Source organism: Marinoscillum sp. MHG1-6, from assembly GCF_024714475.1.
Lineage (GTDB): Bacteria > Bacteroidota > Bacteroidia > Cytophagales > Cyclobacteriaceae > JAMZMI01.
This window is the reverse complement of the sequence record NZ_JAMZMI010000003.1, coordinates 1-24,907: the sequence shown is the minus strand read 5'-3', so window position 1 is coordinate 24,907 and position 24,907 is coordinate 1. Positions and strand designations below refer to the sequence as shown.

The window sequence follows — 24,907 nt, the reverse complement described above, 5'->3', positions numbered from 1 at the left end:
GGACTTCTTGCTATAATATTCATTTCAAGAAGAAAGCGAAGCTTAGCGGCTAACCCTATGGGATTACCATAATATGTTGCAATGATAGGATCAAGATAAATCCCCCTTTTTAAAGAGGGTAAGGGGGATTTAAGAAAAGAACCAGAGTTTGATGGCTAAGCCAAATACGGTCACAATCAAAATTAGCCTGATCCATTTGTCGTCCTTCCCAACAGACCATCGGCTGGCAATCCAGCCTCCGGCAGAGTTACCAGCTGCCAGGGTCAGTCCGTAGTCCCAGCGAATGTGGTCATTCCACCAGAAAATCCCCAGGGCTACAATCGTATAACAAACGATCACGAACGTCTTGATGCTGTTTGTTTTCGCCATGTTCAAGCCGTGAATCGTAGTAAGTGTTGCAATCATTAGGAATCCAACGCCAGCCTGAATAAAACCTCCATAAATACCCAGGAAAAAGAAAACGGTAATGCTGAGTGCCTTTCGCTTCTGAGTAAATATTTCGGTAATTCCGTTTTTGTGAAAATAGGGCTTTAATAGGGTCAGCGTCATTACCAGAACCATGATTACCGCCAATATTCTATTGAACAACTCACCACGAATGTCCAGGGCGAAAAATGTGCCAATAATGCATCCTATCAAAGCAGAAATTGATACCCACAGCACATAAGGGAAGACGAAAACACCTTTACTCTTAAACCCTCCGACAGCTACCAGGCTTGAGAGAAAGACCCCAATTCGGTTGCTGGCATTAGCTTCTACTGAGGGGAGTCCCATGAAAATGAAAAGCGGAAGGGTGATAAGCGATCCTCCACCAGCAAGGGTATTGATTACCCCTGTAAATAGTCCTGCAGCAAGTAGCATGAGAGCCTCTATCCAGGTCATAGATTCAAATTTGTGGATACTTTTCTACACTCCAGTTCATCTGGGCATACCGCAAGCATTTCTTTTTGAGTCAGACTCAAAATTGGATGTGATTCTGAGGGTATCAGGTCGCAGAGGGGGAGCAGGGTAAAGCGCCTCATAGCAATACCCGGATGTGGGATACGGAGGTTGTCTGTATCGATCTTTTCATCGTTGAAGTATAGAATGTCAATATCTATAATTCTGGCACCCCATTTTTCTATTCTTTCACGTCCCATTTGGACTTCGGTATCAAGGCAAACATTGAGTAACTCCTTCGGAGTAAGCACTGTATCCACCTCGATAACCATATTCAGAAACCAGTCTTGGTTTGGGTTTCCCCAGGGTTCTGTTTCGTAAATGGATGAGGTGCTGATGGTAGGAATATGTTTGGCTTCCAAAAGCTCAATGGCCTTTTGGAAGTTTTCTGAACGATTGCCAAGATTTGAGCCTAGTAGTATAAAAATTCCTTTCATGCGTATTGGAAGCTTGCATGCGAAGGTAATTCGCATAGCAGAAATGGCATAGCCGAACAAAAAGGAAATCGGGTCTTTTATCAGATAATTCGCAACTGTTATCCGTTCAATTCGTGTTAACTTCGTTCGATAATTATTTTCTCAACCCAACGACTACATGGCATTTTTAAGGAATCTATTAGCTACCCTGGTAGGTCTCACTATTTTTTGTGTGCTATTCATTGCAATTATTAGCGGTATTGCTGCATCCTCAGATGCCGTAATGCCTGTAGAATCAAATTCTGTTCTAAGTATCAGGCTGTCAGGGCCAATCATGGAGCGAACCATTGAAAACCCATTAGCTCAGGTTTTTGGTGATGCCCCAGTGCCTTTAGATATAAGAGATGTCCTGGCTAGTATAAGGTCCGCGAAGACGGATGCTAATATTAAGGGTATTTATCTTGAAGCAGGATTTCCGCAGGCAGGACAGTCTACTTTGCTAGAGATAAGAAATGCCATACTTGATTTCAAAGAGAGCGAGAAATTTGTTTATGCCTACGGAGAATATGTAAGCGAGAGAGACTATTTGGTGGTTTCGGCTGCAGATACCCTATTTGTTAATCCCGAAGGGATGATTGAGTTTAATGGGCTATCCGTCACCATGACTTTCTTTAAGGGACTTTTTGATAAACTAAACATAGAACCTGAGATTTTCAGGGTGGGTGATTATAAAAGTGCGGTAGAACCTTTCCTTCGTAAGTCCATGAGTGAAGAAAATCGCTTACAATTAAACGAACTGATTGCCTCCATTCATGATACCTATCTGGATGCCACATCCGTCAATATTGATGTTAATAAGGATGAGCTTAAGACTATATCGGATGAGCTTTTGGTTCGAAATCCACAACAGGCGGCAGAGCGAGGCTTAATCACGGCTACTGGCTATCGTGATGAGATTGGAGCTGTTCTGAGGTCTAAGCTTGGAATTGACGCGGATGAAAAGATCAAATTTGTGTCAGTGGAGCGGTATGCCAAAACCCTGGGTGAGAATACTGAGAATAAGAATAAGATCGCGGTGATTATCGCAGAAGGAGAGATCGTCATGGGCGGAGACGAGGAGCAAATCGTTGGGTTGGCTTTTGCGGAAGAAATAAGGAAGGCTCGTGAAGATGATGAAGTGAAAGCTGTAGTGCTAAGAGTGAATTCACCCGGAGGGAGTCTCACGGCTTCGGAAATTATTTGGCGAGAGCTGGTGCTTACTCGTGAAGTAAAACCGGTTATAGCCAGTATGTCTAATGTGGCGGCGTCCGGAGGTTATTTTATTTCTGCGCCATGTGATGTGATCGTGGCACAGCCAAATACGATTACCGGTTCAATCGGTATTTATGGGATTATGTTCAATTTTGGGGATTTTCTGGATAGTAAACTCGGGATTACCCATGATCGCGTGAGTACAGGTGATTTTTCTGATATCATGACGGTAACAAGGTCTCTTACTCCTGAGGAACGACAAATCATACAGGAAGAGGTAGAAAATGGCTTTGATACCTTTGTGCAGCGTGTCTCTGAAGGGCGAAGTATGAGTAGAGAGGAAGTGCTGAAAGTTGCAGGAGGAAGAGTGTGGAGTGGTCAGCAGGCTTATGAACATGGTTTGGTGGATGTGTTGGGTTCTTATGAAGATGCCATTAATATTGCAGCGGAAAAAGCCGGAATTGGGAATGATTATGATTTGATTTACTTCCCTAAATCCAAGGAATTTTTGGAGAGACTACTGGAAGATATGGGCGAGGTGAAAAATGATTTGTTTGAAATGAAAGAAAATCCTCTTTCTCCATATTTGCAAAACATTGAATCTTTGCAGAGAATGAAAGGACTTCAGGCGAGGATGCCCGGAGAACTACAGGTATATTAAATCAACTACTAGATCCGAAATAAGACTAAAATGGAAATACGAAACGACTGGACCAAAGAAGAAATCAATGAAATTTTTAATAAGCCGGTAATGGACCTCATCTATGAGGCGGCCACGGTCCATCGCAAGTATAATGAAGCATCGGAAGTTCAGGTGTGTACCTTGCTTTCAATTAAAACGGGAGGTTGTCCTGAGGACTGTTCCTATTGTCCACAAGCAGCACGCTATCACACAGATGTTAAAGTTCATAAGTTGCTGGATGTTGACATGGTGCTGGATAAGGCTATGCAGGCCAAGAATAATGGTAGTACAAGATTTTGCATGGGCGCAGCCTGGAGAGAGGTAAGAGACAACCGTGATTTTGATAAGGTGATCGAAATGGTATCGGGTGTCAATGCTATGGGACTGGAAGTTTGCTGTACGTTGGGTATGCTCACAGAAGATCAGGCTCAAAGATTGAAAGATGCGGGTCTTTACGCTTACAATCACAATCTGGACACCAGCGAGGAGAAATACGAGGACATTATTACGACCAGGACTTATGACGATCGTTTAGATACGATCGATAATGTAAGAAATGCGAAAATCTCAGTTTGCTCAGGAGGTATCATTGGGATGGGAGAGACCAATGAGGATAGGATAGGGATGCTTCATACACTGGCAACCATGACTGAGCATCCGGAATCAGTTCCGGTAAATGCTTTGGTACCTGTTCCGGGGACCCCTTTAGAGGATCAGGAGAAGGTGTCTGTCTGGGATATGGTCAGGATGATTGCTACAGCTCGAATAATCATGCCTAAAGCGATGGTAAGGCTGTCAGCGGGTCGTGTTAGAATGTCGGTTGAGGAGCAGGCTCTTTGTTTCCTTGCCGGTGCAAATTCAATTTTTGCCGGTGATGAACTGCTAACAACGCCAAATCCGGAAGTAGATGCCGATAAAGAGATGTTCCAGGTTCTAAACCTCAAGCCTCGAGCTTCTTTTAAAGGTGCTGCAGCGGAAAAATACATGGCTTAAATGTGTAATTCAGACATTTATCACGGGCTTGTCTGGGCTTAATCATAGGATGTAAGGGTGAAATTCATTAAATTATAAGGTAATTAACTGAATTTCACTTAATACTTTACGCCATGAAAATGCTCGACGAATTCTGGTTCCAGCTATGTTCAATGCTAGGATCAGGTTTTTTTGCGTTGTGTCTGCTCAATATTCTGACCTATTACGTTGGATTGATGGGAGTCAAAACGCGGTCTGAAAAGTATCGATTAGCTTCTCAAAAAGAAGCCAACACGTTTGCGAGATCATCAAATTTCCTAGCAATTGGAATTTCATTCTTTTCGTTCGTCCTCATCGGTAAGGCGATAGGAATGGTAGAACCCTATATCTATTATTTTGTGGGTTTCTTTTCTATAATGATTGGTTTTGCAATAGGTTACGGGATGTGGGCTTATCTGAAGTATTTCTACCCATTTATTCTGGAAAAACATTTGAATCACATTCGATTCAAGCCGATGAAATCTCCTAAGGATGGCAGACCTATGAAGCTTCTAAATGAAAATGAAGAGGATGTTCATATGACTCAGGAAATGATCGAAGAGGAGGATTCAATGACGGTAGATTATGATGTCTGGATCGATGAGGTGACGGATTACAAGATCATCGAGCGGTATGATACCTATTATCACGCACTGGTCTGTGATAAATGTAATTTCCGTACCCTAAAAGAGGATAAAGAGGAGGTGATCAAAGAACCTTCGGCCAAAGAACAGGGCTTGTTAATGAAGCATTTCAGATGCAGCTACTGTGGGCATCAGGAGTCCAAACAGGTGAAAGTCCCCAGTTGGGAGGAAGAAATGGCATTTAGCAAGGTTGAGAAGGATGTGGTTTAACTAAAGGAATATTTATTGAAGAAACATTACTAAGGCAGAAATATGAAGCCTCTCATCTTGAGGGGCTTTTTAATTTTGATGCAGCTTGCAGGTTATTAGGGATAAAACCGAAAATCTGTGGGATATCTAAGAAACTTAATGCTTTAAAAAAGCAGGGTGCAATTTGGGCTGGGTTATCCAGTGTCGACGAGGATATCTTATGAATAGCGGGATTCCCCTTTTTCCACATCTCCTCCCAAGGTTGAAAATCCCTTCCATTTACCTCGATGCAAACGGAAGCCAAAAATCAAGGCTGTGAAGTAATTCAGGAAATTCAAATTCAATAGGTAATGAATCCGAAACTCATCCCGACGTTATCGGGACTCAAAGAACGGATTCAAAAATGTACATCTAAATATTTGAATTTCTGATCGGAATTCCTTCAATGCCAAAGACCTCTAAGGCAGGTAGGAAGAAATTGTTTAAAAAGTCATGCCATGATTTCTATTAGCGTTATAGCCAATCATCGCATGACTAGCGTAACTTTTAGGGGGAGACAATCATACACAATAAAGAGATGTATTCAATTCTACATTTCTGCCAGTGGTTTTCACTGATGAACAAAATCTCCCCACAAAAATTTTGCTTGATTCGTTATTAGGGATCAATTCGAAAACCTGTGGGGTATCTTGAAAAAATACAATAAGCCCTTTTTACCACCGAGAACACAAAGGACACAGAGGAACTAATCTTATTGCAAATCTCTAATTCTCCTTTATTTGGACAAAATGTCATTTTTTATTCAAAGAATGAAGGCTTTAAATCACCAAAAGACTTTTGACAACTCTGTCTCTGCTTTCTCAGTGATCTCCGGGGTGAGAGAAATGGAGGAAATTCTCACCTCACAATGTGGCTATACGAAAAGAACAATCGACCCACAGAAATATTGCTTGATCCAGTATCTCTTTATTAATCCTAGACACAAGGGCAAAAAAAAGCCTCTCTAAATTGCTTTAGAGAGGCTGCTGACAATTTTATGTTTTTATTCGGCAGTAGTAGTGTCCATCTCAGTCATTGTGGAATCCATCTCAGCCATAGCTGTGTCAACTTCAGCTTCGGCAGTTTCCATTACAGCCTCTAAAGTGTCAACTGTTGATTCTACATCTGATTCGCTGGTTTCTTTACTTGGTGAACTGCATGCACCTAGTGCTACTGCCAGTCCTAAAACGATAAGTGTTTTGTTCATGTTAGAAGGTTAGTTTTGAGTGCCAATTACATAAGATTATTCCATAAATCAAATATTACGGGCAATAATATTAACGAAATAATGTGATTATTAAGAAATTTTTAAAAATAAGATGATTAATGGGTCATATTGATAAAGAATAGCTGGTGAAAAGCGGTTTTTGTCTTGCAGGAATTATAAAATTTGCAATAAAATGACTTTTTGGGCTTAAAATGAACAAAAAAAGGCCTTTATGTTATTTGCAATGACAAGCAATCAGCAAGCCTCTGAAACGGTTTTACGTACATAAGGCAATATTTTATGTTCAAACCACGGGTTTTTCGTTAACCAAAAGCGGTTGCGAGGAGTGGGGTGAGGAAGTGGTAAATAACGAGGGAGATACTGTTGGAATTGCTTAACCGTGGCTGTGAGGTTTTCACCAGTCTCATTACCTAAATAGTAACGCTGAGCATATTGACCAATAAGAATAGTTAGTTTGATGTCAGGCATTGCCTGTAAAAGTTGTCGGTGCCATGTCTCGGAACATTCCGGTCTGGGAGGAAGATCCCCGGATTTTCCTTTACCCGGGTAGCAAAAGCCCATGGGTACCAGTGCAATGATTTCAGGATCATAGAAAATATCATTACTTACCCCAAGCCATTCTCTTAGCAATTTACCGCTGGCATCGTTCCATGGAATTCCGGATTCATGAACCTTCGCACCCGGTGCCTGCCCTATGATGGCAATTTTACTTTTGCTTGACGCAGATAAAATGGGACGCGGAGTTAAATGAGTTTTACACAATTGGCAAGCCCTAATTTCACCAAGCAAAGTTTCCATTTCATAAACTTAAGCTATTTAGTCTAAAGGTAGTTCAGGTATTTATTTACCATCTTTCTGATTGACGACATCCTTGTAGCTCTGATTCAATGCCTGGGAAAAATATTCAACAGGGTGTGCTCCGGATATGCCATATTTCCTGTTGATCACAAAGAATGGAACGCCTTTTACACCTATAGACATGGCTTCGCGTATATCTTCTCTCACATGAGCACCATATTCCTGGTCGGATAAGGCTTTTTCAGTTTCTTCCTTAGTGAACCCATTCTGCTGCCCTATTTCCATTAGCACATTGAAATCATCAATGTTCTTGCCATTCACGAAATGCGCTTCGAAGAGTGCTTTTTTGACTGGCTCCTGTTTGTTGGTTGCTTTTGCTAGATGAAGAAGCATGTGGGCTCGGAGTGTGTTGGCAGGAATAACCCTGTCAAAATTGAACCAGACTCCGAATTTCTTACCCATTTCCTCCACATAACTATTCATTCGCAGAGCTTCTTCCACACTTACTCCTTTATGCCGGGCTAGATATTGGTGTGAGTTAAGTGTTGGGTCGGTAATGGTGTTTGGAGAAAGCTGATAGCTTTTGTATTCCACAGAAACCTCATTCGAATGCTCAAAACCTTCGAGAGCTTTATGCAGGTTATGGTGTCCGATGTAACAAAAGGGGCAGGCGATATCACTCCATATTTCGATTTTAATAGCCGGGTTGTCCTGAAACATATGTATTTACATTGAATTTCGTTGGACAACAGCGGATCGGGGTGGACAGTTCCCTAGTGACCGTGAACTTTTTTGTATTCCTGGAATACAAACCCACCAAGTCCGGCAAAGGATCCTGCTCCCTTCCATATAAAGCGCAGTGTATGGACGATTCCAGCTTTACCGAGGAATATGTATACGGGGAGGGAAAGAATGCCCAGAGCGAGGTGTAGTAAGCCGTAGAGGCCTTCAGTCCATAGTACCCTTGGGTAGCTGTGTTTTAATCTTGCCCTTATTGTGCGACAGTTAGTATGTCGAAAGGCTCTTTGAAGTAGCCACTTTACGGTCATTCTTGAAGTCGGGATGGACTCTTTGATCAGGTCGTCATTGACCCAAATAATTTTCGCTCCCTTTTCGGTCGCTTCAGTAAACAGAAAGGTGTCAGAGGACCCTGCAAGGTTTAAAGCGGGATGGAATTTCAGCCCCATCTCAAGGCATAATAATTTGAAGTCAAAAATAACATTGCTGGTACTTGCGGCCTTGCGGACCGTTCCTGTCGTGATGCTGGGTCTTTCGAAGAATTTTCCTTTAATGATCCATTTTGGGGTATCTTCTGGAAGAATTCTGGCTACACGTCCTACCACTACATCAGCATTGAATTTGGCTTTATTTTCAAGCATAGCTTCCAGCCAATTGGGTGCTACTTCCTCATCGTCATCAATAAACGCCAGAAGGTCAGTATTTTGTTCGCGAGCTTGCTCTATAATGGCATTTCGCATGAAAACGATACCTCTGTTCTCCTCCACAATGTACTCGCATTCAATTGGAAGTTGACCCTTCACTTTGTTGACCACAGGCTCAGCCGATTTTTCCGGGTCATTATCGGCCACCAGAAGCCTTGCCTTATATCCATCAGGTATTCGAAGCTGGATGAATGACTTGAGCGTCTCCTCCAGCATCTGAGGTCTTTTAAGGGTTCCCAGCCCGATGATAATTAGCTTTAGGTCTGTTGACATTGGCAGCTTAATATGGTGCTGCAATATTAGTTACAGTAGGTTATTTTCCACCCATTTTCACCCCAAGAGATATTTCAATCCCTTCAAGGAGTGTTTTGGCATTATCGAAATTTAGGTCCTTAGATGCTATCGGTTGCCCGAGTTGACCACCTGCATAGGAGCCATTAATGCGCGTTTCGTAGCTTCCACTGAGGTATTCTACTTCAGCAGTAATCGAGAATTTTCGATTGACCTTAAATTCAAACTCCGTTCCTGCCATCCAACCAAGGCCGGGTTTGGTCTTTTTATTGATTGACGAGGTGGCTACATCCCATCCTTCGTAAGCCATCAATGCCCGATCCAGATTCCCTTTGTTAATGCTGGTACTCAGGTTAAGGATGGCAAACCCACCTCCTAGAAATTTGATGCCGACATTACCTGCCTTGAGTGACAAGGTTAACTGCCCAGGAACGAGGATAGACCATCCCTGACCCGAAATGGGCCTGTCCGTTTCAAATGGTAGTCCGTTCATTGGAAGTCCGGGAATTGAATAGAGACTGAAACCGGTTTCCGCTCCAATGCGGCCACCAATACCTACTCCACGAATTGAGAACGGGCTGATAGGGGCAGAGAGGTAGCCATTTTTAGGGATGAGATAGGAGAAGGAGACCCCTTGCGCCATGATGTCTGAGCATATGAAAAATAAAGCGAAAGCGGAAAGGATAATGGAGATACGAAGTTTACGCATTAAGAGCTTTTTTAATAAGATGAAGTACAGGTTCTGAAAGGGGGAGCTGTAGGGCCAGGTCCTGTCCTTTTTGGGACATTTTAGCCCAGGTCTTTTGAATAATGTCGATGAGTTTGTCTTCCTCTTTTCCTTCTGCAAAGTCAGCAATGTGAAATTTCAGGAAAACCAGACAGGCTATATCCTCCAGGGTTTGGGAATCCGGGTTCTTCTTTAAATCTTTTTTCATGAGAAGGTCACGCACATATTTTATGTCCTCTTTCTCGTAACCATATTTTTGCATGATCTCGGCTACCAAATCGCCATGCATGATCTTGAGCTGGGTACGCCATTTAAGGTAGCCTTTGCGATCCATTGGGTAATCCTTGCGAGGAATAACCCAGCGCTTAATATGCTGACCCCTGGTGGCGATTTGAAGCAATTCAGAGGATTCCGGGTAGGAGCTTTCAAGAATTTCAGTCATGCGTTGACCATAAAGTAACTCCTTTGGGTAGGAATTACCTTCAAAACTTTCAACGTTTGGGTCCTCACCATTTAGTTGATCAATTTCGGCAAGAACGTTTTGTAGTCTTTCACTCATACTTCAAAGTTAAACTTTTGGGGTTAGTGGTGACAATTAGTTCAAAATGAAAAAGCCCCTCGTTTTCACGAGAGGCTTTAATCTATATATGAATCTAAAAATGCGTGATTACATCATACCGCCCATGCCGCCTGGCATTCCGCCCGGCATTGCTGGTGCACCACCTTCTTTCTCAGGCTGATCAGCTACTACGGCTTCCGTCGTCAATAGAAGAGAAGCGATAGATGCAGCATGCTCAAGTGCAAGACGAGTTACTTTGGTAGGGTCAATGATACCAGCTTTGAACATGTTTACATATTCTTCAGAAGCAGCATTGTAACCGTAATCATCTTTACCTTCTTTCACAGCATTGACAACTACTGATGCTTCACCACCAGCATTCTCAACGATAGTTCTCAAAGGAGACTGGATCGCATTGTAAACGATTTTCACACCAGTATTCTGGTCAAGATTACCCAAATCTAGGTCCTCAATGGCCTTGAGAGCTCTGATCAATGCAACTCCACCACCGGCAACGATACCTTCTTGTACCGCGGCTCTTGTAGCATGAAGCGCATCATCTACTCTGTCTTTCTTTTCTTTCATTTCTACCTCAGTAGCAGCACCAATGTAAAGGATGGCTACACCACCAGAAAGCTTAGCAAGTCTTTCCTGAAGCTTTTCCTTGTCGTAGTCAGAAGTAGTATTTTCTATTTGTTGCTTGATTTGGTTTACACGATTCTCGATATCCTCATGCTTACCAGCACCATTTACAATAGTCGTGTTGTCCTTATCGATGTTGATTTTCTCAGCAGTACCAAGATAATCAAGCGTCGCGTTCTCTAGTTTGTAACCTCTTTCCTCAGAGATAACAGTACCACCAGTTAGGATAGCGATATCCTCAAGCATTGCTTTTCTTCTGTCACCAAAACCAGGAGCTTTAACCGCAGCAATTTTCAGCGCGCCTCTGATTTTGTTTACAACAAGCGTTGCAAGAGCTTCACCTTCTACATCCTCAGCGATGATCAAAAGAGGCTTTCCAGTCTGAGCAGTTGCTTCAAGGATTGGAAGCAATTCCTTCATGTTAGAAACCTTCTTGTCGTAGATCAGGATGTATGGGTTTTCCAACTCAGCTTCCATTTTCTCCGTGTTGGTTACGAAGTATGGAGAAAGATATCCTCTGTCAAACTGCATACCTTCTACAGTTTTTACTTCAGTTTCAGTTCCTTTTGCTTCTTCAACAGTGATCACACCATCTTTACCAACCTTGTCCATCGCATTAGCGATCATCTGACCAATCTCATGATCGTTGTTAGCAGAAACAGTAGCCACCTGAGCGATTTCCTCGCTGGTGGAAATTTCTTTTGACTGTGCGCGGAGATTTTCAACCACTTTCGCAACTGCTTTGTCAACACCTCTCTTAAGGTCCATTGGGTTAGCACCGGCTGCTACGTTTTTGATTCCGTGATTAAAGATCGCCTGAGTCAAAACAGTTGCAGTGGTAGTACCATCACCAGCGCTATCTGCTGTTTTAGATGCTACCTCTTTTACCAACTGTGCACCCATGTTTTCGATTGGCTCGCTCAATTCAATCTCTTTAGCAACAGAAACACCATCTTTTGTTACCGTAGGAGCACCGAATTTCTTGTCAAGGATTACATTTCTTCCTTTTGGACCTAATGTTACTTTAACCGCATTTGCAAGGATGTCAACACCTTTTTTCAGGCTGTCTCTTGCATCTGTATCAAAGAAAATATCTTTTGCCATTTTAATTATCTATTTAAAAGTTTTGGATTTGTTTGTTGAATTGAACTTAAACGATACCGTAGATGTCACTTTCTTTCATGATAAGGAATTCCTTACCATCAATCGTGATCTCAGTACCTGAGTACTTTCCGTACAATACCTGGTCTCCAACTTTAACGTTAAGCGGTTCGTCTTTCTTACCAGTACCGATTGCCACAATCTCGCCTCTCTGAGGCTTTTCTTTTGCAGTATCAGGAATAATGATTCCGGAAGCAGTTTTTTCTTCTGCAGCCGCTGGTTCAACCAGAACCCTGTCGGCAAGAGGTTTGAAATTAACTTTAGACATTTGATTTATTATTTGAGTTGAATACAAATTAAAATTCTGATCAGCTTGTAGCAGTAAATATGCCAATCCCAAAAGCTGACAGCAGATACCCTGAAAAGCTGACATTTTATCAGTATTGCACCCATTCATGACATTTTTATGTTCAATGGGTATGACATTCTTGTCATTAACCGGATTCGTAATTAATTTTTAGTAAGGTTAAAATGACAGAATATGGACAAACTGAAACACGATTGGCTAACAGATGGTCTGATTGACTATGAATACAAGAAGTATTTGCTGCTTGCATATCTGAAAGATATCAAGCTGAAATTTGATGACTCCCACCTCTATCCATTCCTCTCGGATTTGGTTTTTCATTACCGAAACCTCGAGCGAATAAGACAGAGCAAACAGCTTTTATATGAACAATTCCCCAAAAGTATCTCGAAGGCGGATTTCGAAAAGCTGAGCTTTACTTATGAGGAACTCATCAAAGATGACGATATCATGAAGGAGATAGAAGAGATTATAGCTTTTGCCATTCCAAAATTATCGGGAGCTATTAAAGATGGTAAAGAGCTTTTTGAGTTCGTTGAGGAAAATGTGGAATTGAGTCCGATCGGACTTTCTTCTTTGTATGAAAAGGAGGGGTACTTGTTTATCACTCACACTTATGCGCCTTCGGTGAGTATTTATCGATACCAGGTAAGCATTTTTGAAGGAGCTGATGAGCCCTATCGCGGGATTTCAACCACTTTTATCAATAATGAGCTAAAGCAATTTGCAAGAACTTATGAGCACTTGAAGATCGAGCTTGCCAGAAAATTTAAGGATTTGCCAAATCCGGCAACCTTTTTACTTCATTCGAAGATCAGATTGCCGGAAATGTCAACATTGCTGCCAGTGGCCAAAAGACTACTGGTAATGAATATTGCTGCCTGATATTTTTATTGTGCAGAATCAGATTCCAAACCAAGATCTTCAAGGCCTGAATCTTCAGTCGCTCCTCCTAAGGTTGGAGAAAGGCTTGGAGCACCCTGCGTGCTTTCAAGGTTAGGAGAGGTTACATCCATTTCGTCGCTGGGATCTCCCAGGAAGAAGTTAGTGGAAAGGCTAAGCACAAGTAGTGCAATAGCAAAACCCCATGTCAATTTTTCTAAAAGGTCACTGGTCTTTTTAACTCCCATTAGCTGAGATGATCCGGAACCACCGAACTGGCTTGAAAGGCCTCCGCCTTTGGGGTTTTGAGCCAAAACAACAAGAATAAGTAAAACTGCTGTTACGATGATTATCCCTACGATTAATGCGTACATTCTAACTCTGTTCTTTTAATTTTTTAATAACGTCCGCAAAGTAAGCTGATTTTTCAGGATATTTCGTTATTAGTACCTCATATATTTGAATAGCACGCTCTTTTCTGCCTTGCTGCAGATAGATCTCGGCGAGATATTCTGAGGCGACATCTACAGGAAATTCTGTGCTATCACCAGAAAGGTCGCCAGGCTTAATGTCCATTTCTTTGGACATTGGTGGCATGGTCGGGTTGACCTTAATGAAATTATCTATTATATCCTGCTGTTGAGCCTTCCGATCACCTTTGTCATCTTTTTTTGAGGATCCCCCACCGCTCTTATCTTCTTTCTTCTCTGCCGTTCCACTGCTTTTCTTTGTAGTGGTCTTCTTGGTAGTAGTGGTTTTTTTAGCAGCAGGTTTCTTGGTCGTTGTGGCTGTTTTCTTAGTCTTGGTGGTACTTGCTTTGGAGGTACCCTCCGTCTTGGTTTTGGTACTGGAAGTAGACTTGGTAGGTTTGGTCGTTTTAGAAGTAGTGCTCTTCTTAGCTGCTTTCTTCAAAGCCTCATCCACAGCTTCATCTTCTTCTATTTTCTTTTCAATTTCCAGGAAACGTGCCTTGGACTTTCGAAGCTCCTCGACATCTTTCCAGAGAGCATCAATTAGATCATCCAATTCGGTATGTTCTACCTGCTGCTGTTTAATAGGAGCAGATGGAACTGGTCTTTGAGCGGGAGTAGGCTTAGCTTCGGAGGGTCTGTCTGTAGATGCGGTCTTCGTTTTCGCAACCTGAGCACTTTTTTGATGAAAATCATCTTCACCCATCTTTGGTTTGGCTGCTTTTTCAGGAGCAACCTCAACCTTTTGTTTTCTGGTTCCCGGACTGGATTCTTCAGCTTCCAATGAACGCAAAAAGATCAGCTGATCATTGATATATTTTTTCAGGAGTGCCCTGTTGGTAGAATAGACTGAAGCTGAGGCAATGTTTTTAGCCGCATCAGCCGAATCTTTCAGTTTACTTCCTTTCGCCAGAATGATTCGCGCATTTTGGAAATAGGGGAATTCCTTGACCACTTCCTCCAGCTCATCCAGATTTTTTTGGGATAGTTCAGACGGCTTTCTAATAAACTCAACGAATTTCAGCTTATTCACGAATATATGGGCTTGGTGAAAATCTAAATTAAGAAAATACTACCAATTTGCCACGGATGCATTGAATATATCCAGTATTATTTGGTCAAAGATTTCCTCTACAAAATCCTGCTCATTTGATGCGAGGTCTGTCTGATTCGGATCATAATCTTTGAAGAAAGAAAATTTGCGTTCGAAATCAAATTGGTCATCTTGTGTATTCACGTAGGTGGCGAATACGGTAATTGTGATCCTTGAAAGACTGGAAACATCCCCTGTACCTCTATTGGCATTGGCCGCAACCGGCGAAATTTGATAATTAGCGATATAACCATCGACCTGAAGGTCTCCTTCTTCATCCACGATCGTAAGACTGGTATTTTGCTGGTAATAGTCCTTGATCATTTCAGTGAAAGTAGCAGTCATATTACTTGGACCAAGTGGAGCATTGTTATAAAAGGTTTGAATGCTAATGGTCTTGATGTCCGGAGAAATGGAAGCTCCTGTAAACCCATAAATACCACAACCCGAAAGGCCCAAAAAGGTGATAATTATAAGACTATTTATTATCGATCTCATATTGCTTGATTTTGCGATAAAGGGTACGTTCAGAGATGCCTAAATCCTGGGCGGCATATTTACGTTTGTTTTTGTTCTTGGCTAGTGCTCTGAGGATCATTTCTTTTTCTTGCTTTTCTAAAGAAAGAGAATCCTCATCTTCTGTTTCATGAGTAATATCCTCTATTTCGTAAGAATCATCATCGGAAGAAGATCCTCCTGCATTTATCAAAATAGGAGCAGGCTTATCTCCCTCTTCCGGTTCTTCATATGTCGAATTTTCATAACTGTCGATCTCATTGAATAAACCCTTATGCTGCGATAGGATTTCGCTCTTATTGGTATCTCCCTGCAACATTTTCAGGACCAGTTCTTTCATGTCAGTGACATCTTTTTTAAGATCGAAAAGGACCTTATAAAGAATGTCTCTTTCAGAAAAATCGCTACTTCCAGAACCCTGGGACTTGTTGATGAGCGCTGGTAAACTGGACCGGTTTTCAGGTAAATATTTTCGAAGTGTATCGGCATCAATATTCCTTTCGATTTCCAGCACACTCATTTGTTCAACCAGATTTTTTAGTTGTCTGATATTACCCGGAAATCTATAATTAAGTATTAACGCCTGCGCATCTTTATCTAGTACAATGGGCTTAGTTCGATAGGTTTCAGAGAAATCTGAGGCAAATTTCCTGAAGAGTAACAAGATGTCTTCATCCCTTTCTCGAAGGGCCGGAACATAAATAGGGACGGTATTTAAACGATAATAAAGATCCTCTCGGAATTTACCTTCATTGACCGCTTCCAAAAGGTTGACGTTAGTAGCTGCAATTACGCGGACGTCTGTTTTCTGAACTTTCGAAGATCCTACTTTGATAAATTCTCCGTTCTCAAGCACTCTCAACAGTCTGGCTTGAGTACCTGTCGGCATTTCCCCGATTTCATCAAGGAAAATAGTACCCCCATTGGTTACCTCGAAATAGCCCTTACGTGCTTCATGTGCACCCGTAAAGGATCCTTTTTCGTGTCCGAAAAGCTCTGAATCAATTGTTCCTTCAGGGATGGCACCGCAGTTTATGGCAATAAACTGACCATGTTTCCTGGGGGATAGGCTATGAATGATTTTGGAGAATGATTCCTTACCTGCTCCACTTTCTCCGGTGATGAGCACGCTCATGTCCGTAGGTGCCACCTGCATGGCTACACGTATAGCGTAATTGAGCTTCGGGGAATTACCGATGATCTCAAATCGTTGCTTTATTGACTGCGTTTCAGAGTCTATCCTATAATCCATTATGCTTCGACTATTTCACCGAAAAGTGTTGCTGGAGAGCAATCAGTGACCTTCACGTTGACATAGGTTCCTTTTTCAATGCCTTTATTCTGAAAAACAACCACTTTATTCGCTGAGTTGCGTCCCTGAAGATCTTTATCAGAACGTTTGCTGTATCCTTCTACTAATACCTTGAAGGTTTTTCCAATGTCAAGTTGATTTCGCTCCAGTGAAAGGTCACGCTGCTTGTTGATGATTTCCTGTAGCCTTTTTTTCTTGACATCAAGAGGAATATCATCCTCGAATTTCTTCTCAGCGAGCGTGCCAGGTCTTTCAGAGTAATAGAACATGTAGGAAAAGTCGTACTTGACATAATCCATTAGAGTGAGGGTGTCCTGATGTTCTTCTTCCGTTTCAGTACAAAAACCGGCTATCATATCTGAGCTGATACCACATTCCTCACCCAATATGTCACGAATGGCGTCAACTCTATTCATGTACCACTCACGGTCATAGGTTCGGTTCATCAGGTCTAGAACGCGACTGTTGCCACTTTGAGCTGGTAAATGGATGTATTTACAGATGTTGTTGTACTTTTTTATAGTATGAAGCACCTCATCTGTGATGTCTTTTGGATGGGAGGTAGAAAAACGAATCCTTAGGTCCGGGTGTACTTTTGCAACCATTTCCAGAAGGTTGGCAAAGTTGACGATGTCATTGATTCCCTGCTTTTCTAAACGGGCCTTATTGTTTTCCTGATGGGACCATTTGTACGAATCCACGTTTTGACCTAAGAGGGTTACTTCCCGGTAGCCATTTTCATATAAATCCTTTGCTTCCTGCACAATAGAGTAGGGGTCACGAGATCTTTCGCGACCTCTGGTGAAAGGCACCACACAGAAGGAACACATGTTATCGCATCCTCGCATGATCGAGATAAAGGCAGTTACGCCATTCGAATTTAGCCTGACAGGGGAAATGTCTGCATAAGTTTCCTCCCGCGACAGGAAGGTATTCACACCCTTTTCTCCTTCATCTGCTTTTTTGACAAGGTTGGGAAGGTCTCTATAGGCATCCGGTCCAACCACCAGATCAACGATTTTCTCCTCTTCCAGAAGTTTAGACTTTAGCCGCTCCGCCATACAGCCAAGCACACCAATGGTGATGTCAGGGTTGTTTTTCTTTACTGTGTTGAACTGGCTTAACCTTTTGCGAACGGTAAGTTCTGCCTTCTCTCTAATAGAACAAGTATTGAGTAAGATGACATCCGCGCTCTCAAAGGAAGAAGTCGTATCAAAGCCTTCCTTTTTCAGGATGGATGTTACGATTTCACTATCCGAGAAATTCATTTGACATCCATAGCTCTCGATATAAAGCTTTTTAGCAGCGTTACGATCACCCTCAGCTGATATCTTGACTCCACAACTTTCCTCTCTGGCTGTTGCGTTGTCCAGAATATCCAAATCTTTAATTACTTGTTCCATTCCCATGTCTCTTTTGGATTTGCAAAGATAGACGAATCACCTGGAAGGTGACAAATTGGCAGATAAAATCACAAAGGAGCAGGCAATGTTTCCAGGTAAAAGCCTGTATTTACCGTGTTGTAAATGAATTGGTCCTTTGCTTTGTCGATAAGGGAAGCCTCATCGCCGTAGGATAGCCCCCAAATAGTTCGGTCAATATTGAATTTGGCTTCAATAGACCAGACACCATTGTTATTATGGATTTTGGCAGGAAACTTCACCCCCTGGGTAGTTCCTCTCAGCGTTAGATTACCCTCAACAATGTAGTTAGCTTCTTTAACAAGGAAGTTGGCTGCCGCCTCGGGCTCAAATTTCGACGGAAACTCTACTTTATTTTCAATTTGATAGGAACTATCGAATGGCGTTATTCCTGTCACGAAGAATTCCCCGGTTTTGTAATTGGTCGTGTCAAAGAAGTCTTTTGACAGCAAATGCGTTTTGAGTTTTTCTTTTGCCTCCGGATCATCTTCCAGGTTCATGATTTCTATAGATGGAATATTCATGGTGATTTTTCCACCTATGACTTCACCATCAGATACAAGCACCATTCCTTCAGACAGATCTATCATGCCATCATGTTGCCCGGTTGGTTTACTGCCTATCCAGGTAATAACCGATTTTTTTAGATTCACCGCTAGTGTATCAGCTTCAGGAAAATCAACAGCATCAGGGGATTCGTATTGAACCGCTCCGGACTGCTTGCCTTGACAGCTAATGATGAAAATAGAAATAATGATAATGACCGGGTTAAATTTCATAGTCGCGAAGTTATGTTTTGATGAAAAACATTACCTTAAACCCCGTCAAAAAATTAAGGTTTCGTAAATATTTGTACATGGCAATAATTAAGAAGGTTAGAGGGTTTGATCCGAAATATGGAAAAGATTGCTGGTTCGCAGAAACAGCCACTTTGATAGGGGAGGTCACCATGGGAGATCAATGTACTGTATGGTATAGTGCGGTAGTCAGGGGAGATGTGAATTCCATCACCATTGGGGATCGGACGAATATTCAGGATAACGCCACTATTCACGGGACCTATGAAAAGGCTGCAACAGTGATTGGTAGTGATGTGTCCATTGGGCATAATGCCATTGTGCATGGCTGCACCCTGGAAGATCAGGTTTTAATAGGAATGGGGGCCATCGTGATGGATGGTGCTGTCATAAAAAAGGGAGCGATCGTTGCGGCTGGAGCAGTTGTCCTGCAAGGAACTATTGTGGAAGAAAATACGATATATGCAGGAGTCCCTGCTAAAAAAGTGAAAAAGGTAGAGGGAGAAAACAGGGAAATGCTCGTGCGCATAGCAGGAAATTATATCAAATACGCAGGCTGGTTTAAAGACGAATGAGGTATGGAAACCATTTCAAGACCAAAATTTGATGAGTATGATCCGTTTTACCAGGGTTATATTGACAGAGTTGAAGATGACCAGGTCGTACAAGCTTTAAGGGATCAAATCGAAGTATTCAGGGAAGTGGTAAAGCATGCTGAAGAAGCCTCTCAAAAAGATTTTAGATATGAAGAAGGCAAATGGAGCCTGTTAGAGTTGTTGGTTCACATGGTTGATACGGAGCGGGTGATGTCATTTAGGTGCTTCTGTTTGGCAAGAGATAATAATCAGGTCTTGCCCAATATGGATCAAAATGAATATATAAAGCAGGCACGATGCGAAAACCGATCACTGTCTTCGGTATTGACTGAGTTTGAGTCCCTGAGAAAGTCAAATATTGAAATGATCAATGCTCTGGATGAAGAAGTGCTGGAGAACAGGGGCATTGCAGGGGGCAATTCAATTTCAGTCAGGGCACTTATTTATATTATGATTGGGCATTTACAGCACCACTTTGAAATTATTAATGAAAGGTATTTTAAGTAAACAATATGAATTTTCTAGTTAAGCTTTTTCTCTCTTCCTTGGCAGTCATTTTAACTTCCTATCTCTTACCGGGAGTTTATGTCGATAGCTTTTTAGCAGCACTGATTGTGGCACTTTTTCTTTCGCTGCTGAACGTCACTATCAAACCTTTGCTGATCATTCTGACCATCCCATTAACGGTATTTACCCTTGGGCTTTTTTTGCTGGTGATCAATGCTTTGATCATCCTTATTGCTGACTCCTTTGTTTCAGGATTTGCAGTAAATGGATTTTGGTGGGCGCTCTTGTTTAGTTTGATATTATCCTTGATCAACTCTATTATCGCTGAGTTGAGTGGGTCAGATCAGAAATAAACAGGGCACTGAGGATGCTTTTTGTAGTTGGTTAGCTTGATCCTGTAGTTCACAATGATCTCATGTGATCCGGTCGTTGATCCACCAAGATCAGAGGTGGCTGCATCATAAGCATAGCCGACCCTGAAGTTTTCATTAAGGATCAATTGACCCAGGAACACAATCTCACCTGAATTCCTGACACCTAATCCTGCGTAAGCTATATCCTCGAATATGACCAGTCCAGTAAATTCATAAGACCATCTGTTCTGTTCCTGTTTTCTGATCAGAACAGATGGACTTAATTTAATTTGATCTGACACAGGGAAAATAACCCCACCAGTTACGTAGTAGTATCGGCTTTCTCTGGATTTTGAGAGACTATTTGCTCCTTCGGGCAAATCCATTGTTTTGTTCTCAAGAATCCATGGAACGGCAGCTCCGGCCCACATATGCGGATTAGCAAAGTAAACCCCCAGTCCTACATTAGGGGAGAATTTCGAGACTACACCATTAAGTAATGGGTCTGATTCATCAAGCAAGGATAGTGAAGTGAAGTCAGATCGCCTCTGATCAAAACCGCCCTGAAGCCCCATGGCCAAAACACCAAATGAGGTATGTACCTTGTAGGCATAGCTGGCATAAGTTGAGAAGCTTTCTGTAACACCCACCTTATCATGCGTGAATGCGAGACCTACGCCTACCTGATTACTCATGAAGGAATTGTGAGCGGTAAACGCCTGATGTACAGGCGCTCCCTCAATATTAATCCATTGAGCTCTGTGTACCGCAATGACTGAAAGCACATTCAGACTTCCCGCATAGGCAGGATTGAGCAACAACCCATTGAAAGGATAGGTCGAGGTCAACGCCCGCTGTTGCCCATAGCCAACAGCGGAGGCAAGCAATAGGGCGGTTAACAGAATTACAGATCTAAGCGTCTTCATTATTTACAAATTAACGAACTAATTCTAAATATCCCTGAATTGGATCGGTTCCATCACCACGACTGATGATATAGAAGTAAGTACCCGAAGGCATTCTCAATCCTTTTTGTCCAACGTTGTTGTAGCCGTTAAAGCTTCTGTCAGCGTTGTTATAGCCATCTATCTCATAAACCCTTGAACCATCACGGTTGAAGATAATCACGTGGTTGTTCGGGAAATCCTCGATACAATCGATGAAGAAGATGTCATTCATTCCGTCATTGTTTTCTGAAACCCCATTGTAAACGTGGATTTCAACTCCAATTTCGAATTCTGCTGAATAACTACATCCATTTCCGGATACAAATTCTACCATCCACAATCCTGGCTCAGCTTCAACCAATGCAGGATCTTCAGAATAGATAGTTCCATCAGGGCTATACCAGGTTTGCGAAAGTACCACTTTATTCAACTCTTCCTCAGCAAATACTATGGAGGCCGTTCCAGTGTACAGGTTGGTTGAATTGTCAGCAGTTCTCAAACATTGTGAAACGGTAGTTCTGATTCTGAAGTCTGGCTCCTCAATATCATTGAGAATAATAACCTCAGATGCTTCTGACAGACAGCCCGTGATTTCGTTGAATGCCGTTACCAGGTAGGTAATAGAATCCAACTCGATCTGCTCGCTTCCTTCGAATACCGGCACTGTTGGGTTCGATGCCTCATACCATGTGAAAGTATAGTTTTCAGATACACCATCCACAGTAGCTATTGCCCAACCATTTGGCTCATTACAGTTCTTTCTATGACTGATAATGTTCACTGATGGTGGAGGGACAGGTTCTGATTTATCCAGCATCTCAACCGTAGTCGTGGACACACAACCTGTTACCAAGTGAGTGGTTTCGATGGTGTAGATACCTACCGCCAATGAATCTACATTTTTATCAGTAGCTATCAGGTTGTTGCTTTCATCATACCAGTCGAATTGATACAAGTGAATGTCCTCAGTAGGGTAGCCGATGGTTGCTCTACCATCTTGCTGATCTACATAACATTTCGTTACATGATTAACCACGTCCACCCTTGTAGCAGGAGGAGCAGAGTTATCAGGCAAGAAGATGGTCACAGAAGTGGTATCACATCCCTGATCAATTACATCCAGTACATATACAGTATAGAACCCTTCAGCTAATCCCGTGTATTGAGAACCTACAGTATCTGCAGTTGCAAAGTCCGGTATTGGTTGACCGGTTAGGTCACCATCAAACCAGTAGAACTGGAAGTTTGAAAGGTCTTTGCCTCTTTCCGTCAATTCATCAGTTGGAACTGCCACTTTGGCCACTAAAGTACCATTAGGATCAACACAGTTGATATTTGGTTCCTTGGTGAATGAGAGAGGAATCGGCTCCAATAGATCATCAATCATGGTATAGGTTTCAGAAATGGTACATCCTGTGCTTGTCTCCGTAATATTCACGGTATAGTCACCAGCGCTCAATCCGGTTATTGCCGGATTATTAGCGTCCACTACGGACAGGTCAGACTCCCTGATCCACTCGAAGGTGTAATCAGTAGTATTGGATGATCCGTTCGCAGTGACTGTAAGTGATCCGTTCGGACTGGCTGGATCACAATTGGTTTGCAATGCAAAGTCTACCAAAGCAACTACCGGAGGAACGGTCAGATCTTCAATCAGAATCTGGAAGATGTCTGAAGAACATCCTGTGATTTTGCTTGTCGCAATCACGTAGTAATCTCCGGCAACCACGTCGAACGCCGCTGTTGAAGTGGCAGAAAGTACTGAGTCATCACCCGATTGAATTGGGGTAGGAGTGCCTACGGTCGGATCTACATTGTAGAAGTCGAAGGTGTAATCACTCAATACTCCGGAATTCATTTGAAGTACTTCAAAGAAGGCGTCAGACGGCGAACATGTTGTCACATTCGAGGAATCCACTGCAACTATCCTGATGTTCTGCGGTACCGCAGGTAGTGTTAGGAAAGTGCTTGAAGTACAACCAATATTCACGTTGGTCACCTCTACCTCATACCTTGAGGTCTGCAATGAGCTAATAGTATCATTAGTTCCGAGAACCCCACTTATTCTGTTATTTGTTCCATCAACTTCGTACCAGTTGAAAGTATAGGACGAGTCTATGTGTACTCTACTATTGGAGTTGTCAGGAATTACCATCAAACTACCATTGTAATTCGTACCTGAGCAAGTTGAGTCAGCCTGAAGAATCACAATTTCCAATTGAGGGTATAGTAAGTTATCCTCGATTATGAACTGTACTTTTTCAGACTCACATCCTGAAGAATCCAATGTAACAGAAGCGTAATAGGTACCTGCGGCTAATCCTTCCAGCTTGAATGGAGTAGAAGGATCCGGATCAGGGATTGGAGTAGTTCCATTCGATTCAAAGTAGTTGAAGACGTAATCTGATGCAATGGTTGCAGAATCCAAACCTATACTCAATGTTTGACCATTGTATCGAATCTTGGTCACTACAAACGCACCGATAGGAACATTACATGCCAGGTTCTTATTCACTTCATAAGATTGAATGATTGGATAAGTAGGATTATTCTGTACCTCAATAGTTTGGCTAGAACTACATCCGGTCACAGTATTGGTGATTTCCACCGTATACAATTGATCAGGAAGGTTTTGAACGATGTAATCATTATCCGTTTCACCAAGTATGGTGCTTACTTCCTGGCCAAGTGTAACAGCATCCCCAACATACCACTGATAATCGTAGATATCAGCAGGGGATGGTGCAGTACCATCAATAGACAGAAGCTCAATGGATCCAACCTCTATTGTACCTGTACAGTTGGCGTTTGGAACCATGTTAACAGATTCGATAACCGGTTCAGTTCGTTTATCGAGAATGACAACATTCACATCTCCACCCGCACAAGAAGTTGTTGCATTCACGGCACTTACAGTATAAGTATCCGGAGCAAGATTTGTAAAGGTAAGAGTGGTTGTTCCTCCAGCGATCACAGGTGTGTAAGGGCTTGCGTTTCCACTGATAGTCGATCCACCTGCAGCCGTAATAGTGAGGTCATAGTCAGCAAGGTCAGTTGCTGCTACACCATTCAATACAATATCTGAGGCATTGATCGTGAACTCTCCATCTCCACCAAGGAAGCAAGTTGTGCTGTGGGTGATTTGTGCATCAGGAATATTTAGTACCGGATAGATTTCAGCTACCCCGATCTCAAAGGTTTGTGTCGCAATACAGCCCAAACTTGGAGAGGTAGTCTTCGCAATACTCACGGTATAGAAACCTTCACTTAATCCGGTTAAGGAGGTAAGAGATCCAGCATCTAATGCTGTTCCTCGTTGTCCCAAATCCGTCGGGAATATTTCGTTAGGAGCAGAAGCTGAAGTTCCTCTATACCATGTGATCGTGAACTCTGAAGGATCGACCACTACGCCATCTACATTAAATTCAACGTCTAACGTTCCATTTCCATCTGTCGCAGCATTGTTACACAAGGTTGAAGCAGTTTTGCTTACCAGGTTAACAATTGGATCAACTTTTTCATCCTCAATGTTGAATTCTTTGTAATCATCAAGAGGAGTAGCACAACCGGTAGTGTTGTTCTGGATCTGTACATAGTAAGTACCAGCCGGCAGACCAGAGACGATGTTCGCACCAGCCGCACCATTAGCCGCAGCCGGGAATCTCACATCCGGGAAGCTACCCGAAG

25 protein-coding genes are annotated in these 24,907 nt (G+C 42.3%); 7 read left to right on the top strand and 18 right to left on the bottom strand.

Features of this window, described 5'->3' with window-relative positions; translation table 11 throughout:
* Window positions 1-129 precede the first annotated feature (129 nt).
* Window positions 130-882: a sulfite exporter TauE/SafE family protein gene (locus NXR94_RS07590; protein ID WP_258104015.1), complete on the bottom strand. Its 753-nt coding sequence runs from the start codon at window positions 880-882 to the stop codon at window positions 130-132.
* Window positions 879-1,376, bottom strand: a complete 498-nt coding sequence (gene folK / locus NXR94_RS07585; protein ID WP_258104014.1) for a 2-amino-4-hydroxy-6-hydroxymethyldihydropteridine diphosphokinase — start codon at window positions 1,374-1,376, stop codon at window positions 879-881. Before folK ends, NXR94_RS07590 begins: the two co-directional genes overlap by 4 nt.
* Window positions 1,377-1,533: 157 nt before the next feature.
* On the opposite strand from folK, the gene sppA reads away from it, so the two are divergent.
* The 3 genes from sppA to NXR94_RS07570 all read left to right on the top strand — a co-directional run bounded on the left by sppA (window position 1,534) and on the right by NXR94_RS07570 (window position 5,153).
* Window positions 1,534-3,267, top strand: a complete 1,734-nt coding sequence (sppA, locus tag NXR94_RS07580) for a signal peptide peptidase SppA (RefSeq protein WP_258104013.1) — start codon at window positions 1,534-1,536, stop codon at window positions 3,265-3,267.
* A gap of 30 nt (window positions 3,268-3,297) precedes the next feature.
* The gene (gene bioB / locus NXR94_RS07575; protein WP_258104012.1) at window positions 3,298-4,281 is read left to right on the top strand and encodes a biotin synthase BioB; all 984 of its coding nucleotides are present in this window, start codon (window positions 3,298-3,300) and stop codon (window positions 4,279-4,281) included.
* A 113-nt stretch (window positions 4,282-4,394) separates the two neighbouring features.
* On the top strand, window positions 4,395-5,153 hold the full coding sequence (locus NXR94_RS07570; protein ID WP_258104011.1) for a hypothetical protein: 759 nt from the start codon (window positions 4,395-4,397) through the stop codon (window positions 5,151-5,153).
* A 1,021-nt stretch (window positions 5,154-6,174) separates the two neighbouring features.
* Here NXR94_RS07570 and NXR94_RS07565 read toward each other — a convergent pair.
* From NXR94_RS07565 to groES, 8 genes are all read right to left on the bottom strand, one after another.
* The gene (locus NXR94_RS07565; RefSeq protein ID WP_258104010.1) at window positions 6,175-6,378 is read right to left on the bottom strand and encodes a hypothetical protein; all 204 of its coding nucleotides are present in this window, start codon (window positions 6,376-6,378) and stop codon (window positions 6,175-6,177) included.
* A 255-nt stretch (window positions 6,379-6,633) separates the two neighbouring features.
* Entirely contained in the window at window positions 6,634-7,197 is a 564-nt protein-coding gene (locus NXR94_RS07560) for a uracil-DNA glycosylase family protein (RefSeq protein ID WP_258104009.1), read from the bottom strand.
* 42 nt (window positions 7,198-7,239) lie between these two features.
* Window positions 7,240-7,917: a DsbA family oxidoreductase gene (locus NXR94_RS07555; protein WP_258104008.1), complete on the bottom strand. Its 678-nt coding sequence runs from the start codon at window positions 7,915-7,917 to the stop codon at window positions 7,240-7,242.
* 53 nt (window positions 7,918-7,970) lie between these two features.
* Complete coding sequence (locus tag NXR94_RS07550) at window positions 7,971-8,912, bottom strand: glycosyltransferase family 2 protein (protein WP_258104007.1); 942 nt, start codon at window positions 8,910-8,912, stop codon at window positions 7,971-7,973.
* Between the two features lie 40 nt (window positions 8,913-8,952).
* Complete coding sequence (locus tag NXR94_RS07545; RefSeq protein WP_258104006.1) at window positions 8,953-9,639, bottom strand: hypothetical protein; 687 nt, start codon at window positions 9,637-9,639, stop codon at window positions 8,953-8,955.
* A complete protein-coding gene (locus tag NXR94_RS07540; protein WP_258104005.1) occupies window positions 9,632-10,216 on the bottom strand; it encodes a DUF4202 domain-containing protein in 585 nt (194 codons plus the stop codon). The genes NXR94_RS07545 and NXR94_RS07540 overlap by 8 nt, the downstream gene beginning before the upstream one ends.
* Window positions 10,217-10,324: 108 nt before the next feature.
* Complete coding sequence (gene groL / locus NXR94_RS07535) at window positions 10,325-11,962, bottom strand: chaperonin GroEL (RefSeq protein WP_258104004.1); 1,638 nt, start codon at window positions 11,960-11,962, stop codon at window positions 10,325-10,327.
* 46 nt (window positions 11,963-12,008) lie between these two features.
* The gene (groES, locus tag NXR94_RS07530) at window positions 12,009-12,287 is read right to left on the bottom strand and encodes a co-chaperone GroES (RefSeq protein WP_258104003.1); all 279 of its coding nucleotides are present in this window, start codon (window positions 12,285-12,287) and stop codon (window positions 12,009-12,011) included.
* Between the two features lie 213 nt (window positions 12,288-12,500).
* Between groES and NXR94_RS07525 the strand changes: the two genes are divergently transcribed.
* Window positions 12,501-13,211: a hypothetical protein gene (locus NXR94_RS07525; RefSeq protein WP_258104002.1), complete on the top strand. Its 711-nt coding sequence runs from the start codon at window positions 12,501-12,503 to the stop codon at window positions 13,209-13,211.
* Between the two features lie 5 nt (window positions 13,212-13,216).
* Here the strand turns inward: NXR94_RS07525 and secG are convergent, their stop codons facing one another.
* The 6 genes from secG to NXR94_RS07495 all read right to left on the bottom strand — a co-directional run bounded on the left by secG (window position 13,217) and on the right by NXR94_RS07495 (window position 18,799).
* A complete protein-coding gene (secG, locus tag NXR94_RS07520; RefSeq protein ID WP_258104001.1) occupies window positions 13,217-13,582 on the bottom strand; it encodes a preprotein translocase subunit SecG in 366 nt (121 codons plus the stop codon).
* Window position 13,583: 1 nt separating this feature from the next.
* Complete coding sequence (locus NXR94_RS07515) at window positions 13,584-14,711, bottom strand: tetratricopeptide repeat protein (RefSeq protein WP_258104000.1); 1,128 nt, start codon at window positions 14,709-14,711, stop codon at window positions 13,584-13,586.
* A 39-nt stretch (window positions 14,712-14,750) separates the two neighbouring features.
* A complete protein-coding gene (lptE, locus tag NXR94_RS07510) occupies window positions 14,751-15,269 on the bottom strand; it encodes an LPS assembly lipoprotein LptE (RefSeq protein ID WP_258103999.1) in 519 nt (172 codons plus the stop codon).
* Entirely contained in the window at window positions 15,250-16,539 is a 1,290-nt protein-coding gene (locus NXR94_RS07505) for a sigma-54-dependent Fis family transcriptional regulator (RefSeq protein WP_258103998.1), read from the bottom strand. Before NXR94_RS07505 ends, lptE begins: the two co-directional genes overlap by 20 nt.
* Window positions 16,539-18,002, bottom strand: a complete 1,464-nt coding sequence (gene miaB / locus NXR94_RS07500) for a tRNA (N6-isopentenyl adenosine(37)-C2)-methylthiotransferase MiaB (RefSeq protein WP_258103997.1) — start codon at window positions 18,000-18,002, stop codon at window positions 16,539-16,541. The genes NXR94_RS07505 and miaB overlap by 1 nt, the downstream gene beginning before the upstream one ends.
* A 68-nt stretch (window positions 18,003-18,070) precedes the next feature.
* Entirely contained in the window at window positions 18,071-18,799 is a 729-nt protein-coding gene (locus tag NXR94_RS07495) for a YceI family protein (protein WP_258103996.1), read from the bottom strand.
* Window positions 18,800-18,876: 77 nt separating this feature from the next.
* Between NXR94_RS07495 and NXR94_RS07490 the strand changes: the two genes are divergently transcribed.
* The 3 genes from NXR94_RS07490 to NXR94_RS07480 are packed head-to-tail and all read left to right on the top strand — an operon-like array spanning window position 18,877 to window position 20,273.
* Window positions 18,877-19,392, top strand: a complete 516-nt coding sequence (locus NXR94_RS07490; RefSeq protein ID WP_258103995.1) for a gamma carbonic anhydrase family protein — start codon at window positions 18,877-18,879, stop codon at window positions 19,390-19,392.
* A gap of 3 nt (window positions 19,393-19,395) precedes the next feature.
* Entirely contained in the window at window positions 19,396-19,920 is a 525-nt protein-coding gene (locus NXR94_RS07485; protein ID WP_258103994.1) for a DinB family protein, read from the top strand.
* A gap of 5 nt (window positions 19,921-19,925) precedes the next feature.
* Window positions 19,926-20,273: a phage holin family protein gene (locus NXR94_RS07480; protein WP_258103993.1), complete on the top strand. Its 348-nt coding sequence runs from the start codon at window positions 19,926-19,928 to the stop codon at window positions 20,271-20,273.
* On the opposite strand, the gene NXR94_RS07475 is transcribed toward NXR94_RS07480, so the two are convergent.
* Together NXR94_RS07475 and NXR94_RS07470 are read right to left on the bottom strand one after the other, a co-directional pair.
* The gene (locus tag NXR94_RS07475; protein ID WP_258103992.1) at window positions 20,264-21,199 is read right to left on the bottom strand and encodes a type IX secretion system membrane protein PorP/SprF; all 936 of its coding nucleotides are present in this window, start codon (window positions 21,197-21,199) and stop codon (window positions 20,264-20,266) included. The genes NXR94_RS07480 and NXR94_RS07475 overlap by 10 nt on opposite strands.
* A gap of 10 nt (window positions 21,200-21,209) precedes the next feature.
* Window positions 21,210-24,907: gliding motility-associated C-terminal domain-containing protein (locus tag NXR94_RS07470; protein ID WP_258103990.1), on the bottom strand; the 3,698-nt coding region annotated here is incomplete at its 5' end.